Origin of the sequence: Streptomyces sp. NBC_01481 (genome assembly GCF_026339995.1) — a bacterium.
GTDB lineage: Bacteria > Actinomycetota > Actinomycetes > Streptomycetales > Streptomycetaceae > Streptomyces.
This window is the reverse complement of sequence record NZ_JAPEPT010000007.1, coordinates 184,714-199,749: the sequence shown is the minus strand read 5'-3', so window position 1 is coordinate 199,749 and position 15,036 is coordinate 184,714. Positions and strand designations below refer to the sequence as shown.

13 protein-coding genes and 1 riboswitch are annotated in these 15,036 nt (G+C 69.4%); of the genes, 8 read left to right on the top strand and 5 right to left on the bottom strand.

Going from position 1 to position 15,036, the window contains the following annotated elements:
- Positions 1-2: 2 nt before the first annotated feature.
- A complete protein-coding gene (locus tag OOK40_RS32835) occupies positions 3-1,442 on the bottom strand; it encodes a gamma-aminobutyraldehyde dehydrogenase (protein WP_266489296.1) in 1,440 nt (479 codons plus the stop codon).
- 165 nt (positions 1,443-1,607) lie between these two features.
- On the opposite strand from OOK40_RS32835, the gene OOK40_RS32830 reads away from it, so the two are divergent.
- The 6 genes from OOK40_RS32830 to OOK40_RS32805 all read left to right on the top strand — a co-directional run bounded on the left by OOK40_RS32830 (position 1,608) and on the right by OOK40_RS32805 (position 8,149).
- Complete coding sequence (locus OOK40_RS32830) at positions 1,608-2,114, top strand: Lrp/AsnC family transcriptional regulator (RefSeq protein WP_266488899.1); 507 nt, start codon at positions 1,608-1,610, stop codon at positions 2,112-2,114.
- Positions 2,099-3,478 carry an aspartate aminotransferase family protein gene (locus tag OOK40_RS32825; RefSeq protein WP_266488895.1) on the top strand — a complete coding sequence of 460 codons (1,380 nt, stop codon included), beginning with the start codon at positions 2,099-2,101 and terminating at the stop codon, positions 3,476-3,478. Before OOK40_RS32830 ends, OOK40_RS32825 begins: the two co-directional genes overlap by 16 nt.
- Before the next feature lie 207 nt (positions 3,479-3,685).
- Positions 3,686-4,414 (top strand): ABC transporter ATP-binding protein, encoded by a 729-nt coding sequence (locus tag OOK40_RS32820; RefSeq protein ID WP_266488893.1) that lies wholly within the window; start codon positions 3,686-3,688, stop codon positions 4,412-4,414.
- A complete protein-coding gene (locus OOK40_RS32815; RefSeq protein ID WP_266488890.1) occupies positions 4,396-5,571 on the top strand; it encodes a hypothetical protein in 1,176 nt (391 codons plus the stop codon). The genes OOK40_RS32820 and OOK40_RS32815 overlap by 19 nt, the downstream gene beginning before the upstream one ends.
- A 442-nt stretch (positions 5,572-6,013) precedes the next feature.
- Positions 6,014-7,132, top strand: a complete 1,119-nt coding sequence (locus OOK40_RS32810; RefSeq protein WP_266488887.1) for an LOG family protein — start codon at positions 6,014-6,016, stop codon at positions 7,130-7,132.
- Between the two features lie 84 nt (positions 7,133-7,216).
- Complete coding sequence (locus OOK40_RS32805) at positions 7,217-8,149, top strand: hypothetical protein (RefSeq protein ID WP_266488885.1); 933 nt, start codon at positions 7,217-7,219, stop codon at positions 8,147-8,149.
- On the opposite strand, the gene OOK40_RS32800 is transcribed toward OOK40_RS32805, so the two are convergent.
- The 4 genes from OOK40_RS32800 to rlmN all read right to left on the bottom strand — a co-directional run bounded on the left by OOK40_RS32800 (position 8,136) and on the right by rlmN (position 13,254).
- Entirely contained in the window at positions 8,136-9,164 is a 1,029-nt protein-coding gene (locus tag OOK40_RS32800; protein WP_266488884.1) for an ABC transporter ATP-binding protein, read from the bottom strand. The two genes, OOK40_RS32805 and OOK40_RS32800, sit on opposite strands and share 14 nt — an antisense overlap.
- On the bottom strand, positions 9,164-10,780 hold the full coding sequence (locus tag OOK40_RS32795; protein WP_266488882.1) for an iron ABC transporter permease: 1,617 nt from the start codon (positions 10,778-10,780) through the stop codon (positions 9,164-9,166). Before OOK40_RS32795 ends, OOK40_RS32800 begins: the two co-directional genes overlap by 1 nt.
- 62 nt (positions 10,781-10,842) lie before the next feature.
- On the bottom strand, positions 10,843-11,934 hold the full coding sequence (locus OOK40_RS32790; protein ID WP_266488880.1) for a thiamine ABC transporter substrate binding subunit: 1,092 nt from the start codon (positions 11,932-11,934) through the stop codon (positions 10,843-10,845).
- A 68-nt stretch (positions 11,935-12,002) separates the two neighbouring features.
- Positions 12,003-12,127, bottom strand: a riboswitch (TPP riboswitch).
- 20 nt (positions 12,128-12,147) lie between these two features.
- A complete protein-coding gene (gene rlmN / locus OOK40_RS32785; protein ID WP_266488878.1) occupies positions 12,148-13,254 on the bottom strand; it encodes a 23S rRNA (adenine(2503)-C(2))-methyltransferase RlmN in 1,107 nt (368 codons plus the stop codon).
- A 429-nt stretch (positions 13,255-13,683) separates the two neighbouring features.
- Here rlmN and OOK40_RS32780 point away from each other — a divergent pair, with 429 nt between their 5' ends.
- Together OOK40_RS32780 and OOK40_RS32775 are read left to right on the top strand one after the other, a co-directional pair.
- Positions 13,684-13,857, top strand: a complete 174-nt coding sequence (locus OOK40_RS32780) for a DUF6233 domain-containing protein (protein WP_266488875.1) — start codon at positions 13,684-13,686, stop codon at positions 13,855-13,857.
- 570 nt (positions 13,858-14,427) lie between these two features.
- On the top strand, positions 14,428-14,991 hold the full coding sequence (locus tag OOK40_RS32775; RefSeq protein WP_266488873.1) for a hypothetical protein: 564 nt from the start codon (positions 14,428-14,430) through the stop codon (positions 14,989-14,991).
- Positions 14,992-15,036: the final 45 nt, after the last annotated feature.

Sequence of the window (15,036 nt, the reverse complement as noted above, 5' to 3'; positions counted from 1 at the left end):
GCTTACGCGTCGAGCGACGTCATGACGTGCTTGATGCGCGTGTAGTCGTCGAAGCCGTACGACGAAAGGTCCTTGCCGTAACCGGACTTCTTGAAGCCACCGTGCGGCATCTCCGCGACCAGCGGAATGTGCGTGTTGATCCACACACAGCCGAAGTCGAGGTTCTTGGACATACGCATCGCGCGCGCGTGGTCCTTGGTCCACACGGACGAGGCAAGGGCGTACTCGACGCCGTTCGCCCACTCCAGGGCCTGCGCCTCGTCCCGGAAGGACTGAACGGTGATGACCGGGCCGAAGACCTCTTTCTGGATGATCTCGTCGTCCTGCTTGAGGCCGGAGACGACGGTCGCGGCGTAGAAGTAGCCCTTCTCGCCGACCTGGTGGCCACCGGCCTCGACCTTGGCGTGTGCCGGGAGCCGCTCGATGAAGCCGCTGACCTGCTTGAGCTGGTTGGCGTTGTTGAGCGGGCCGTAGAGCACGTCCTCGTCGTCCGCCGCACCCGTCTTCGTGTCCGTCGCCGCCTTGGCCAGCGCCGCGACGAACTCGTCGTGGATCGACTCGTGCACGAGCACGCGCGTCGCGGCCGTACAGTCCTGGCCCGCGTTGAAGTAGCCCGCCACCGCGATGTCCTCGACGGCCTTGGGGATGTCGGTGTCCTCGAAGACGACGACCGGCGCCTTGCCGCCCAGCTCCAGGTGTACGCGCTTGACGTCCTTGGCCGCCGACTCGGCGACCTGCATGCCCGCCCGTACGGAACCGGTGATCGACGCCATCGCCGGAATCGGGTGCTCGACCATCGCGCGGCCGGTGTCCCGGTCGCCGCACAGGACGTTGAAGACACCCTTCGGCACGATCGCGCCGATGATCTCGGCGATCAGCACGGTTGAGGCGGGGGTGGTGTCCGAGGGCTTGATGACGACCGCGTTGCCCGCCGCCAGCGCGGGCGCGAACTTCCAGACGGCCATCATCATCGGGTAGTTCCACGGCGCGACCTGCGCGCAGACGCCGACCGGCTCACGCCGGACGATGGAGGTCATGCCCTCCATGTACTCGCCGGCCGAGCGGCCCTCCAGCATCCGCGCCGCGCCCGCGAAGAAGCGGATCTGGTCCACCATCGGCGGGATCTCTTCGCTGCGGGTCAGGCCCAGCGGCTTGCCCGTGTTCTCCGACTCGGCGGCGATCAGGTCCTCGGCCCGCTCCTCGAAGGCGTCCGCGATCTTCAGCAGCACCTTCTGGCGCTCGGCGGGCGTGGTGTCGCGCCAGGCGGGGAAGGCGGCCGCGGCAGCGTCCATGGCGGCATCGACGTCGGCCTGTCCGGAGAGCGGCGACGTGGCGTACGCCTCACCCGTGGCCGGGTTGACGACCTCGATGGTCCGCCCGTCGGCGGCGTCCCGGAACTCCCCGTTGATGTAGTTGCGCAGACGACGCAGCTCGGTGGTCACTGTTGCCACCCCTCCTGTCAGATGTCCGATGGGTGAGACACCCACCCTAATCTCTCGGGTAACGCTTTCGACAGCCCCGACCCTCCACAACTTCGGATTCAGTTAGATTCGACCTCTCGAACAACGAATTTCATCGCTCAGGGGTTGCGGCACAGACGAGTCCCAGTGCAAAGTGAGCCCGTGGCCAGTCGTAACGCAGATTCCAGGAACGGCAGCGGATCGTCCCCGACGATCGACGCCGTCTCCCTCGCGATCATCGAACAGCTCCAGGAAGACGGGCGCCGCCCGTACGCCGCTATCGGCAAGGCCGTCGGCCTCTCCGAAGCTGCCGTACGCCAGCGCGTCCAAAAGCTGCTCGATCAGGGCGTGATGCAGATCGTCGCCGTCACCGACCCACTCACCGTGGGCCTGCGACGCCAGGCGATGGTCGGCATCAAGGTGGAGGGAGACCTCGACCCGGTGGCCGACGCGCTCACCGCCATGGCCGAGTGCGAGTACGTGGTTCTGACCGCGGGCTCCTTCGACCTCATGGTGGAGATCGTCTGCGAGGACGACGACCACATGCTCGAAGTGATCAACAAGCGGATCCGTACGCTCCCCGGCGTGCGCTCCACCGAGAGCTTCGTCTACCTCAAGCTCAAGAAGCAGACCTATATGTGGGGAACCCGATAGCCGTGAGCAAGGACCTCTCCAAGACCGCGTACGACCACCTGTGGATGCACTTCACCCGGATGTCGTCGTACGAGAACGCGCCCGTGCCCACCATCGTGCGTGGCGAGGGCACCTACATCTACGACGACAAGGGCAAGCGCTACCTCGACGGCCTCTCCGGCCTGTTCGTGGTCAACGCCGGCCACGGCCGTCACGAGCTCGCCGAGACCGCGTACAAGCAGGCTCAGGAGCTCGCTTTCTTCCCCGTATGGTCCTACGCCCACCCCAAGGCCATCGAGCTGGCCGAGCGGCTGGCGCAGCACGCCCCGGGCGACCTGAACAAGGTCTTCTTCACCACCGGTGGCGGTGAGGCGGTCGAGACCGCCTGGAAGCTGGCCAAGCAGTACTTCAAGCTCACGGGCAAGCCGACCAAGTACAAGGTCATCTCGCGTGCGGTCGCCTACCACGGCACCCCGCAGGGCGCCCTGTCCATCACCGGCCTCCCCGCCCTCAAGGCCCCCTTCGAGCCGCTGGTCCCCGGCGCGCACAAGGTGCCGAACACCAACATCTACCGTGCTCCGATCTACGGCGACGACCCCGAGGCCTTCGGCCGCTGGGCCGCCGACCAGATCGAGCAAGAGATCCTCTTCGAGGGCGCGGACACGGTCGCGGCCGTGTTCCTGGAGCCGGTGCAGAACGCCGGCGGCTGCTTCCCGCCGCCGCCCGGGTACTTCCAGCGGGTCCGCGAGATCTGCGACCAGTACGACGTGCTGCTCGTCTCGGACGAGGTCATCTGCGCCTTCGGCCGCCTCGGCACGATGTTCGCCTGCGACAAGTTCGACTACGTGCCGGACATGATCACCTGCGCCAAGGGCATGACCTCGGGCTACTCCCCGATCGGCGCGTGCATCATCTCCGACCGCCTCGCCGAGCCGTTCTACAAGGGCGACAACACCTTCCTGCACGGCTACACCTTCGGCGGCCACCCGGTCTCCGCGGCGGTGGGCCTGGCCAACCTCGACATCTTCGAGAAGGAAGGCCTCAACCAGCACGTCCTCGACAACGAGGGCGCGTTCCTCTCCACGCTGCAGAAGCTGCACGACCTGCCGATCGTCGGCGACGTCCGCGGAAACGGCTTCTTCTACGGCATCGAGCTGGTGAAGGACAAGACCACCAAGGAGACCTTCACCGACGAGGAGACCGAGCGTGTGCTCTACGGCTTCCTCTCGAAGGCGCTCTACGACGCCGGCCTGTACTGCCGCGCCGACGACCGTGGCGACCCGGTCGTGCAGCTCGCGCCGCCGCTGATCTCCACGCAGGAGACCTTCGACGAGATCGAAGGCATTCTGCGCAGCGTTCTCGCGGAGGCCTGGACGAAGCTCTAGCCCCACGTTTCACGGCTGGCTGCTTACGGCTATCGGCCCGGGGCACCCCTCACTCATTCGGCCATCCGAGTGAGATGGGGTGCACCCGGGCCGTGTGCTTCCCGCCACCCCGGTTCTGAATCCTTAGCGTGCCGAGTGACCGATCGGCCCTGTCTTCGTTCCCCCGGACGGGGGAGGGGAAATCTGATCAGAACCGAGGTGTACGCCATGGTGGCCCCGCCGGACAACGATGTGCTCTGGGCGCGTTCCCTGCACCACTCCCACAACGGCTCGCCCGCGCTGGTGGGCGTATCGCTGGGCGTACGGGAGGGCGAGATCCTCGCCGTGTACGGGCCCCGCGGCAGCGGCAAGACCACGCTCCTGAGATGCCTGTCCGGTCAACTGGTCGCCCAGGAGGGCGAGGTCTGGTTCAACAGCTCCCCCGTGCACACGCTGAGCCCGCCGCGGCGCGAGCGGCTGCGGCGGGACCGCTTCGGGTGGATCGACTCCGAGCCGACGCTGGTCCCGGAGCTGACGGCCTGGGAGAACGCCGCCCTGCCACTGCTGCTGCGCGGCATCTCGCACCGCGCGGCGAAGACCGCGGCGATGGAGTGGCTGGAGCGGCTCGACATCGGCGCGTGCGCGCGGAAGCGGCCGCATGCGCTGCTGCAGGCGCAGCGGCAACGGGTCGCCACCGCGCGGGCGCTGGCCGCGACGCCGTCGGTGCTGTTCGCGGACGAGCCGACGGCGACGCTGCACCGGGCGGACCGGGCTCATGTGCTGCGTATGGTCACGGCCGCAGCCCGTTCGCACCGCATCACCGTCGTGCTCGCCACGCACGACGCGGAGGTGGCGGCGCTCGCCGACCGTTCGATCGCCCTCGTCGACGGCCGGCGCGTCAACTCCCTCGCGACCGCGGACGCGGAAGGCCGGGCCGAGTGCTCGCTCTCCGTCTAGCCCGAGGCGCGCACCCCCTGGTCCTGCTGCGCCGCCTGATGGTGGCGGCGGCGTCCGCGGGCGTCGGGTTCCTGCTGCTGTGCACGCTGACGTACGCGCTGTCCCACCCCACCGACTCCGGCGCGTCCGCCGTACGGCTGCTGTGGTGCCTGATCCCGCTCGCGGCGACGGTGCACTTCGCGGTGGCGGTGGCGCGTACGGATCCGAGTACACGTCCGAGGTCCGGGCTCTCGGCGATCGGCCTGGGGCCCGCACGGCTGAGCGCGCTGGCCGCGGTGTCGACGGCCGTCTCCGGCACGCTCGGCAGCATGGTCGCCCTGCTGTTCTTCCTCCACCTGCGGGGCGATCTGACGGGGCTGCCGTTCGACGGGGCGGCGGCCGAACTGCTCGCGGCGGAGCGGCCATTGCCGCTGGGCGCAGCGCTGACACTGCTCGCGCTGGTGCCGCTGCTGTCCTCGGTGGCGGCCGCGCTGACGCTGCGCCCGCGACAGTCTCCGCCGCGGTCTGCGCAGTCTTCATCCTCCCCGGTGCCTTCTCCCGCTCCGGGCGGGCTGCCGTGGGGGGTCGCGCTGATGGCGGCGGGCCTGGCCGTCGAGACGTACGCGAGCCGAGGCGCATCGGGTTCACCTCTGCCTCTGCCGGGCGAATCCGACGGCCACTTCGAGGGCAACCCGGCCGGCGTTCTCGTGGGCTGGACCCTCGCCGCCCTCGGCCTCGCCCTGGCCGGCCCGGGCATCACCCGTTTCTGCGGCCGCCTCCTGCAGGCCCTCCGCCCGGGCCCGACCCGCCTGCTGGCGGGCCGCACCCTGATGGAGGAGTCGAGCCGCATCGGCCGCCCGCTGGGCGTGGTCTGCGCGGTCGCCGCGGCGGCGCTCGCGGCCGCCACGCTGTACGACGACGCGGCCCCCCGCCCCGTCGGCCCGCTCACCGGCCTGGGCGCGGCCCTGGTGATCACCTGCACGACGGCGACGCTCCTGGTCTCGGCCCTGGAGGCCAAACATACTCGCGCCACAACGACGGAATCCCTCCGCCGCCTGGGCACTCCGGCCCCCCTCCTCCGCCAGGCGGCGGCCCTGCGAGCGGTAACGCTTCTGCTGGTCTTCGCTCCCCTGACGTGCGGGGTGGGCGCGCTGGCGGCGTTCCCTCTCACGGGCTGAGGGCGCCTCAGCCACGACACGTGGGCGGCGGGCGGCGTCTCGCAGAGGGCACGAGCGCCGCGAGGCCGGGGCGCACGGGTCAGGGGGCAGGGGGCATCAGCCCCCGCATCGCCCCGGCACGCGGGCGCCCGGCACGGCGAGGCGAGGCCGACGGCAGCGCGGTGCCGGTCCCGCAGGACGCCGCGAAGCCGGCACACGGGACCAACGGGGGCGCCAGCCCCCGTATTTGCCCGGCACGGGGTGCCGGATAGGGCAAGGCGCGGCGCAGTCGTCCCGGGGCCCGGGGGCACCCCCGGTTTCGGGAAGGGGCGGGGTAGGGGAAAGAACCCCCCGCCCGACCCACGGCCCCGCCCACCCAACGCCCGGGGGCCCGGGGCCCCGCCCCCGGTTCAGGGAAGGGGCGGGGTGCGGGACAACCCACCCCCACCCCTATCGTGGCCGCATGCCGCCTCCCCCCGAACCCCACCCCGACCGCGAGATCGAATCCCTCGCAGAGTTCGATCTCGCCGTCGCCCACGGCACCCTCGCCGGGCACCGCGTCCAGTCCGTCGACCTCACCGACCGCACCTTCGCGCTGCTCACCGCCGACACCACCGGCGCCGTCTTCCTCGGCTGCCCCATGCAGCCCGACGCCGCCGCCAAGGTCCGGGCCGACGGCGCGCTTGTTTTCCCGCCGGTTCCCGATCTGCATTTCGACCCGTACCGCGGGCTTCTCTACTCCCCCGACGAGCTGTTCGAGGGCCTGGGCGCCAGCGGCTACGAGGCAACTCCCGACGCCCGGGCCTACGCCTGGTTCCAGGAGACCAAGGCCGACGGCGACATATTCGCCTCGATGCTCCGCTCGATACACGACGACGCCATCTCCGACGCCCTCGACGAACACCTCGTCGGCGCACGCGTCGTGGGCGTGATGGGCGGGCACGCCATGGCCCGCGGCACGGACGCCTACGCAGGCGCCGCCCGCCTCGGCCGGGTCCTCGCCCGGAGCGGGCTCACCGTCGCGACCGGCGGCGGCCCCGGCGCGATGGAGGCCGCCAACCTCGGCGCCTACGCCGCACCGCACCCCGACGAGATGCTGGACGAGGCGCTCGAACTCCTCGCCAAGACCCCCTCGTTCACCCCGTCCGTCTCCGACTGGGCCGGCGCCGCCTTCGAGGTGCGCGACCGCTGGCCGGGCGGCGGCGACTCGATCGGCATTCCCACCTGGTTCTACGGCCACGAGCCGCCGAACGCCTTCGCGGGCCACATCGCCAAGTACTTCGCCAACGCCACCCGCGAGGACGGCCTCCTCGCCCGCTCCACCGCGGGTGTGATCTTCCTGCCCGGCGCCGCCGGCACGGTCCAGGAGATCTTCGACAACGCGACCCCGAACTACTACGAGTCCCGGGGCGAACCGACCCCCATGGTCCTCGTCAACCGCGTGCACTGGACGCGGACGCTCCCCACCTGGCCGCTGCTCCAGTCCCTCGCGGCGGGCCGCGCGATGGAGTCCCGTATCGCGCTCGTCGACTCGGTCGACGAGGCTCCGGCCGCGCTGATGAGCCTGACCAGCGGCGATTAATCACCGAAAAGCAACTTCGGAGGCCGAACACGCGTCTGGCAGTCCAGCCGGAGTTGGACTGACCCCACGTGAACGGAGCCCCTGGTGCTGATTGGCCTACTGACCGCTGTCGCGGCCTCGATCTGTTATGGCACGGGGTCGGTGCTCCAGGCCGTGGGATCCCGCAGGTCAGCTCGCGAGGCGGCCGCGTCGGGCGTCACGCAGCACGGCGGGCCGAGCCTGTCGTCGACCGCGAAGGCCGCGATGACCTGGGAGTTCATCGTCGGCACCATCCTGGACTTCATCGGCTTCGGCCTGGGCGCGCTGGCGGCCCGGCTGCTCCCGCTGTTCCTCTCGCAGACCGTGATCAGCGCGAACCTGGTAATCACGGCCGTGCTGAGCGTCAAGCTGCTGGGCATCCGCCTGAACCGCGCCGAGTGGACCTCGATCGCCGTCGTCTGCTCGGCCCTGGTGCTGCTGGGGTCGGCCGCGGGCCCGGAGGGCAGTGGCCACACCCCGATCGCGACGCACTGGTGGCTGCTGGCGATCTCGCTGCTGCTGATGGTCGGCGGGACCGTCGTCGTACGTCTTCTCGGCGCCCGCGCCGCCATCCTGGCCGGTCTGCTGTCGGGTCTCGGCTTCGGCGCGCTGGGTGTCGGCGTACGCGTACTGAACGGCATCGACCCCTTCGACCTGGGTGCTCTGCTCGCGGACCCGGCGCTCTACGCGATCCTGGTGGCCGGGATCGGCGGCATGTATCTGCACACGATCGCCCTTCAGATCGGCTCGGTAAACGGTGCGACGGCAGCGCTGGTGGTGGGCGAGACCGTACTGCCGGGCATGATCGGCGTGCTGTGGCTGGGTGACACCTCGCGCGAGGGCTTCGCCTGGATGGCGTTCCTCGGGTTCGTCCTTGCGGTGGCGGGCGCCGTCGCGGTCGCCTGGTTCGGCGCGCCGGAGGCTCATGGCACGGAGCCACAGCCGCAGGAGCCCGGCGCCGACGAGCTGCGCCCGGCAGAGGTCGTCACCGTTCGCTGAGCACGACCACATCCTCGGCGCCGAAGACCACGCCCACTTCGGCTCCTTCCTCCGGCGCGTCCCGCACGGAGCACTCCGCCTCCAGCGGCGGCGCGCCGGCGGGCCTCAGCCGTACGGCGACATGGTTGCCCCGGAACGTAAGCCCTTCGACTTTGCACGGCAGCCCGGACGATGCGTCGTCCAGCCGTACGCCCGCGGGCCGGACCAGGATCTTGCACTCGCCCTGCGGTGAGCGGTCCGGCACGGGGATCTTGCCCCACACCGTGTCGGCGGCCGTCCCGCTCACCGTCGCCGCCACCACGTTGTCGAAGCCGAGGAAGCGTGCGACGAATTCGGACGCGGGCCGCTGCCAGACCTCCAGCGGAGAGCCCGCCTGGGCGATCCGGCCGTCCCGCATGACCACGACGCGGTCGGCGAGCGCGAAGGCCTCACCCTGGTCGTGAGTGACCGCCAGCACGGTGGTGCCCAACCGCCCGAACAGCTCCCGCAGTTCGACGACAAGCCGCTCGCGCAGCCCCCGGTCCAGCTGGCCGAGCGGCTCGTCCAGCATCAGCAGCCGTGGCTCCGGCGCGAGCGCCCGGGCCAGCGCCACCCGCTGCTGCTCGCCGCCGGACAGTGAGGCCACCGCCCGGCGCTGTGCTGCGGGCAGCCCGACGAGCGTCAGCAACTCATCGACGCGGCGGGCCTGTTCGGTTCGGCCGACACCGCGCATCCGCAGCCCGAAGGCGACATTTCCGCCCACGTCGCGCTGCGGGAAGAGCTGGTGGTCCTGGAACATCAGCCCGACGCCGCGCCGGTGCACCGGCACCCCTGCCTGGTCGGCGCCGGACAGCAGCACCCGCCCGGTGTCCGCGGACTGGAGTCCGGCAACGATCCTCAGCAGGGTGGACTTGCCGCTGCCGCTCGGCCCGAGTACGCAGACGATCTCGTGCTCGGCGACCTCCAGGTCCACCGCGTCGAGCGCCGCGCGCGTCCCGAACCGTACGGTCACATCCTCCAGTCGCAGCAAGGCCATCAGAACTCCCCGGAGGTTTTGTCGGTACGGATGCGTTCGAGGAGCAGCAGCGCTGCCGCGCACACCACCATCAGGATCGTCGAAAGAGCCATCGCCTGACCGTAGTTGAGCTCGCCTGGCCTCCCGAGCAGGCGAGCCACGGCGACCGGCAGGGTCGGGCGGTCGGGCCTGGCGATGAAGACGGTCGCCCCGAACTCACCGAGCGACACGGCGAAGGCGAACCCCGCCGCGATCAGCACCGCACGCCGCACCATCGGCAGATCGACCTCACGCCAGACCCGCAGCGGCGAGGCCCCGAGCACGGCCGCGGCCTCGCGCAGCCGGTCGTCGACCGCTCTGAGGACGGGCAGCATGGTTCGTACGACGAAGGGGACACCGACCAGTGCCTGCGCCAGTGGTACGAGAATCCATGAGGTACGCAGATCCAGCGGCGGCTTGTCGAGGGTGATCAGAAAGCCGAAGCCGACGGTCACCGCGGAGACCCCGAGCGGAAGCATCAGGAGCGCGTCGAACCCGCGCACGAACCGTCCCGCGCGCCGGGTGAGCGCGGCGGCCGCGAGCCCGCCGATGAGCAGTGCGATGCCGGTCGCCGTCAGCGCGTACCGCATCGAGTTCCAGATCGCCTCGATCGGCGGGACGAGGAAGCTGCTGCCGGCGTCGCCGGTCGACTGCAGGGCCCGGTAGAAGTCGAGGCCGTAACCGCCCGGCCCGTCCAGCGAACGTTCGACGAGCACTCCGAGGGGCACCAGGATCAGCAGCAGCACGGTGAGCAGGACCCCGCCGAGCAGCGCCCACTGCCGGGGGCCGCGCGGCCGGCGCGCGGTCTGAGCCGGGTCGACCAGCTTGAGTGCGGTCTCCCGCCGCCGGACCGTCGACGCGTGCACCGCCAGGATGGCGCCGACCGCGGCGAACTGGACCAGCGTGAGCACGGCTGCCGTGGGCAGATCGAGCAGCTGGGCCGTCTGCCGGTAGATCTCCACCTCGAGCGTCGAGAAGGTCGGTCCGCCGAGGATCTGTACGACGCCGAACGAGGTGAAGGTGAAGAGGAAGACCATCAGGGCAGCGGCGGCCACGGCGGGGCCGAGCGCGGGCAGCGTCACCCGCCGCCAGGCCGCGAACCGCCCGGCGCCCAGCACCCGGGCGGCTTCTTCCTGACGCGGGTCGAGCTGTGACCACAGGCCGCCCACAGTCCGTACGACGACGGCGTAGTTGAAGAAGACATGCGCGAGCAGAATCGCCCACACGGTGGTGTCCAGCCGGACGCCCCACAGCTCGTCCAGCAGTCCGCCGCGGCCGAGGAGCGCCAGGAACGCGGTCCCGACGACGACGGTCGGCAGCACGAAGGGAACGGTCACCACCGCTCGCAGCAGCTGCTTGCCCGGGAAGTCGAAGCGGGCGAAGACATACGCTGCGGGCAGCGCGATCAGCAGCGTGAGCGCGGTGGAGGCGAGCGCCTGCCAGGCGGTGAACCACAGCACGCGCTGGATGTCGGCGCGGCTCAGCACCTCGCCGATCCGCCCGAACTGCCAAACCCCGTCGACCTGGAGGCCGCGGCCGACGATCGAGACGACGGGGTAGGCGAAGAAGACCGCGAAGAACACGGCGGGCCCGGCCATCAGCCCGAGCCGCGCCGCATTCCCCCGGAAGGAACCGCGGACGGAACCCCGGACGGACTTCGTTACTTCACTACGAGCGAGGACCATGACTGGACCCACTGCTCACGGTTCTTGGCGATCTTGTCGGGAGCGACGGTCTCCGGCTTGTCGACGACGGCGCCGAACTTGGTGAACGCCTCGGGCAGCTTCGCGCCCTTGACCACCGGGTAGACGAACATGTTGAGCGGCATGTCCTCCTGGAACTGCTTGGAGATCAGGAAGTCCAGCAGGGCCTTGCCGCCCTCCTCGTTCTTCGCGCCGCTCAGGAGTCCCGCGAACTCCGTCTGGCGGAAGCAGGTTCCGGTCGCGACGCCGGTGGGCGCCTCGGTCGGCTGCGGCTTGGCGAAGACCACCTCGGCCGGCGGGCTGGAGGCGTACGAGACGACCAGCGGGCGGTCCGCCTTTGCCTTCCTGCCACCGGCGGAGCCGGAGAACTCGTTGTTGTACGCCTGCTCCCAGCCGTCGACGATCTTGACGCCGTTGCTCTTCAGCTTCTTCCAGTAGTCCTGCCAGCCGTCCTCGCCGTACTTGCCTATGCTGCCGAGGAGGAAGCCGAGGCCGGGCGACGAGGTCGCCGCGTTCTCCGTGACCAGCAGGTTCTTGTACTCGGGCTTGATCAGGTCGTCGAAGGACTGCGGCGGAGCCAGCTTCTTGTCGGCGAAGTACTTCTTGTCGTAGTTGACGCAGATGTCGCCGGTGTCGACGGGCGTGACGCGGTGCTTGTCCTTGTCGAGCTGCACCTCGTCGGGCACCTGGTCCAGGCCCTTGGCCTCGTACGGCGTGAACAGATCGTTGTCCAGGGCGCGCGAGAGGAGGGTGTTGTCGACGCCGAAGAAGACATCGCCCTGCGGGGAGCCCTTGGTGAGGATCTCCTTGTTGAGTGCAGCGCCCGCGTCACCGCTCTGGAGCACCTTGACCGTGTAGCCGGTCTCCTTGGTGAACTGCTTCAGTACGGCGGGCGAGGCGACGAATGAGTCATGGCTGACGAGCGTCACGGTCTTGGATTTCGGACCGCTGTCCGTGGTGGAGTCCTTGGACTCCCCGCACGCGGCGAGCGTCGAGACGCCGAGCGCGACGGCGATGGCGGAAACCGCCACTTTCTTGGTGGTGCTCACTGAATTCCTCCTGGAGTGACCAGGAAGAGACGCGGCCCTGCTCACATGGCGTGAGCAGGGCGCAACAGCTTGAGTGATGACCGAACTTCCTACCCAGAATGACCTGGGCAAGGTTCAGAGGGTCTGCGACCACGTGCTTGTTTCCAAGCATGTGCCGCACTCTCAGCGCTGTGGCGCTCCCCTGTCGGAATATGCAAATGATTCGAGCCCAGACTACCGCTCGGACGCCGCGAGCTGTCCGCACGCTCCGTCGATCTCCTGGCCACGGGTGTCCCGTACGGTCACGGGCACGCCGTGGGCCGCGATCGCCTCCACGAAGGCCTTCTCGTCCTCGGGGCGCGATGCCGTCCACTTCGAGCCCGGCGTCGGGTTGAGCGGGATCAGATTCACGTGGACGCGCTTGCCCTTGAGCAGGCGGCCCAGCAGATCGCCCCGCCACGCCTGGTCATTGATGTCCCTGATCAGCGCGTACTCGATGGAGATACGGCGGCCGGACTTCTCCGCGTACTCCCATGCCGCGTCCAGGACCTCGCGGACATTCCAGCGCGTGTTGACCGGGACCAGGGTGTCGCGCAGCTCGTCGTCCGGCGCGTGCAGCGAGACGGCGAGGCGGCACTTGAAGCCCTCGTCGGCGAAGCGCAGCATCGCGGGCACCAGACCGACGGTGGAGACGGTGATCCCGCGCTGCGAGAGACCGAGACCGTCCGGCTCGGGGTCGGTGAGACGGCGGATGGAGCCGACGACCCGCTTGTAGTTGGCGAGCGGCTCGCCCATGCCCATGAAGACGATGTTGGACAGCCGCGCCGGGCCTCCGGGCACCTCGCCGTCACGCAGCGCGCGCATTCCGTCGACGATCTGGTGCACGATCTCGGCGGTCGACAGATTGCGGTCGAGTCCCGCCTGCCCGGTGGCGCAGAAGGGGCAGTTCATTCCGCAGCCGGCCTGCGACGAGATGCACATGGTCACCCGGTCCGGGTAGCGCATGAGCACGGACTCGACCAGCGTCCCGTCGTGAAGCCGCCACAGGGTCTTGCGGGTGGTGTCTTCGTCGCACGAGATGTGCCGTACGACGGACATCAGATCCGGCAGCAGCTCGGCGGCGAGCTTCTCGCGCGCGGACGCGGGGATGTCGGTCCACTGGGCGGGGTCGTGGGCGTACCGCGCGAAGTAGTGCTGTGAGAGCTGCTTGGCACGAAACGGCTTCTCGCCGATCGCGGCGACGGCTTCCTTGCGCTCGGCGGGCGTGAGGTCGGCGAGATGCCGCGGGGGCTTCTTGGCTCCGCGGGGCGCGACGAAAGTGAGTTCTCCGGGCTTGGGCATGGTGCCACCAGTGTCGCAGACCGAATCTCGTGACCTGCGGCCGTTGACGTCCGGGGTGGGCATTGACGGTCGTTGTTGGTCACCGCTGGGCACCCTCGGACGGCCCACAGACGGCCCAGCCCGGAGCACGTTCCGGCTGGCCAGAACGCCAACGGGGAGTGCGAGCGAACCCCCTGGGTCCGCCGACGACGGCATGGCGAACCTCTCCCCCGCCATGGCCCTCCCTGTCGGACCAGCACTGTCGCGACCTAGACTCGAACACGTGTCCGAACAAGTGCCCGCCTGGAGCGTCTGCGCAGCGTCCGCCAGTGGCTCGCGTGGCAGCTGCTCCGCACCGACGAATCCATCGCGGAACTAGCGCGCCAGGAGGCGGCCGCTGCGCGTGCGCCACGCACTCTGCCCCCGCGCGAGCCTGCGTGGAAGCTGTCGATGCTCCGGGCAGGTGGCAAACCCAGCCCGGACGCGGTGCACACGATCGACGGCCGCATGGCCGGCAACCCCACGAAACGACTGACCCGCGAGCAGGCACTCCGCGCAATCACGGAAGAGGGCATCATGGCGTGCCCGTACTGCCGACCCGACACAGACCTCCGTGTGCTGTGAACCGAGAACCGTCACAGCCTCAAGACGTGGGCATGGCACCAAGCGTCGTGCACTGCGCTACCGGCACATACGCCGGTGAAGATCCGCGCACAGATCGCAGCGCTGCCGGAGAGAGTCGCTGGTCGCGCTCAGGCGGTCGCGATGTCAGGTCAGTACGGCACTGACACAGGTTCTGAGGAGGCCGCGGAAACTTAGCCCGAGAATTCACGACCTCTTCGTCCCGAATAAGGTCCGGGCCCGCGCCGCATCACTTGGTCCGGTTGTTGTCGCATGTCAGGCCTTCGGTACTGGTTGGTATGACACGGTGCCTGGGCAGCGTCTGGGAGAAGATCTTCTCCCAGATTTCTCCCAGAGCCCTGTCACGGCGTGGCGGTGCCATCGGGACGCGGGGGACGTGGCTATTGGCCGAGGTCAATGCAACCCGCCGTAGGGCGCCCTACGGCCGGAGGGCCTGAACTCATGGAGTACTGCGGCAAGTGCGGCTGTTGAAACGAAGCCGGACCATGGCCATTGAGGAGGAGCTGACGGGATCGGCCGCCTGGGGCTGGCCCCATCGACATGATGACCTGTATGGATGCAGGGGTGTTGGTGGGAGCCGTCTTCGGGCTGTGCGGCACGGTGGTCGGGGGCGGACTCTCGATCTGGGCATCGATCATTGCCCAGCGGCAACAGGCAAAGGCAGCCAGGCAACTGGTGATCGCTCAACGTGTCGACACGGCAGTGGACGCGGCAATCCAAGCGTTCTTCCAGATCAAGCAGCACATCCGCGGTAGGCCCTCCGACCATGGGGAGGGAGCGCAACAACGCAACCAGGTCTGGCAGAAGGCGCTTCAGCAGCAGGTGCTTAAGGTTGAACCGACCGTGCTCAGAATCCGGGACGAGGCGGTCCGCATGCGACTCGACAAGATTGCTGAGCTCCTCTCCTGGCCGGACGTGTCCGAGCCAGGACTTGGAGGCTCGGATGGGCTCTTCGCGGCGCTGTGCGATCACGCTCTGGACTGTCTGGGAGCCTGTGCGCGCGACGAACCTCTTCCCGAGGAGAGCAGGGGGCTAAGCCAGGCCCGTGAGGTCGAAGCGAACTACTTGGAGGTGATGGAGGAAAGGGCACGGGAGTACCAGGAGGGCTACCACTGATCTTGGGCTGCCAGGGCGCGGCACCCGCCTACGACCCGTCTCTGA

Excerpts from the sequence above, each read along its gene's own strand:
- OOK40_RS32820 (WP_266488893.1), top strand. The coding sequence starts at position 3,686 with ATGGTGGCCCCGCCGGACAACGATGTGCTCTGGGCGCGTTCCCTGCAC.
- OOK40_RS32810 (WP_266488887.1), top strand. The coding sequence starts at position 6,014 with ATGCCGCCTCCCCCCGAACCCCACCCCGACCGCGAGATCGAATCCCTC.
- OOK40_RS32800 (WP_266488884.1), bottom strand. The coding sequence starts at position 9,164 with ATGGCCTTGCTGCGACTGGAGGATGTGACCGTACGGTTCGGGACGCGC.
- OOK40_RS32795 (WP_266488882.1), bottom strand. The coding sequence starts at position 10,780 with ATGGCCGGGCCCGCCGTGTTCTTCGCGGTCTTCTTCGCCTACCCCGTC.
- rlmN (WP_266488878.1), bottom strand. The coding sequence starts at position 13,254 with ATGCCCAAGCCCGGAGAACTCACTTTCGTCGCGCCCCGCGGAGCCAAG.
- OOK40_RS32780 (WP_266488875.1), top strand. The coding sequence starts at position 13,684 with ATGCTCCGGGCAGGTGGCAAACCCAGCCCGGACGCGGTGCACACGATC.
- OOK40_RS32775 (WP_266488873.1), top strand. The coding sequence starts at position 14,428 with ATGGATGCAGGGGTGTTGGTGGGAGCCGTCTTCGGGCTGTGCGGCACG.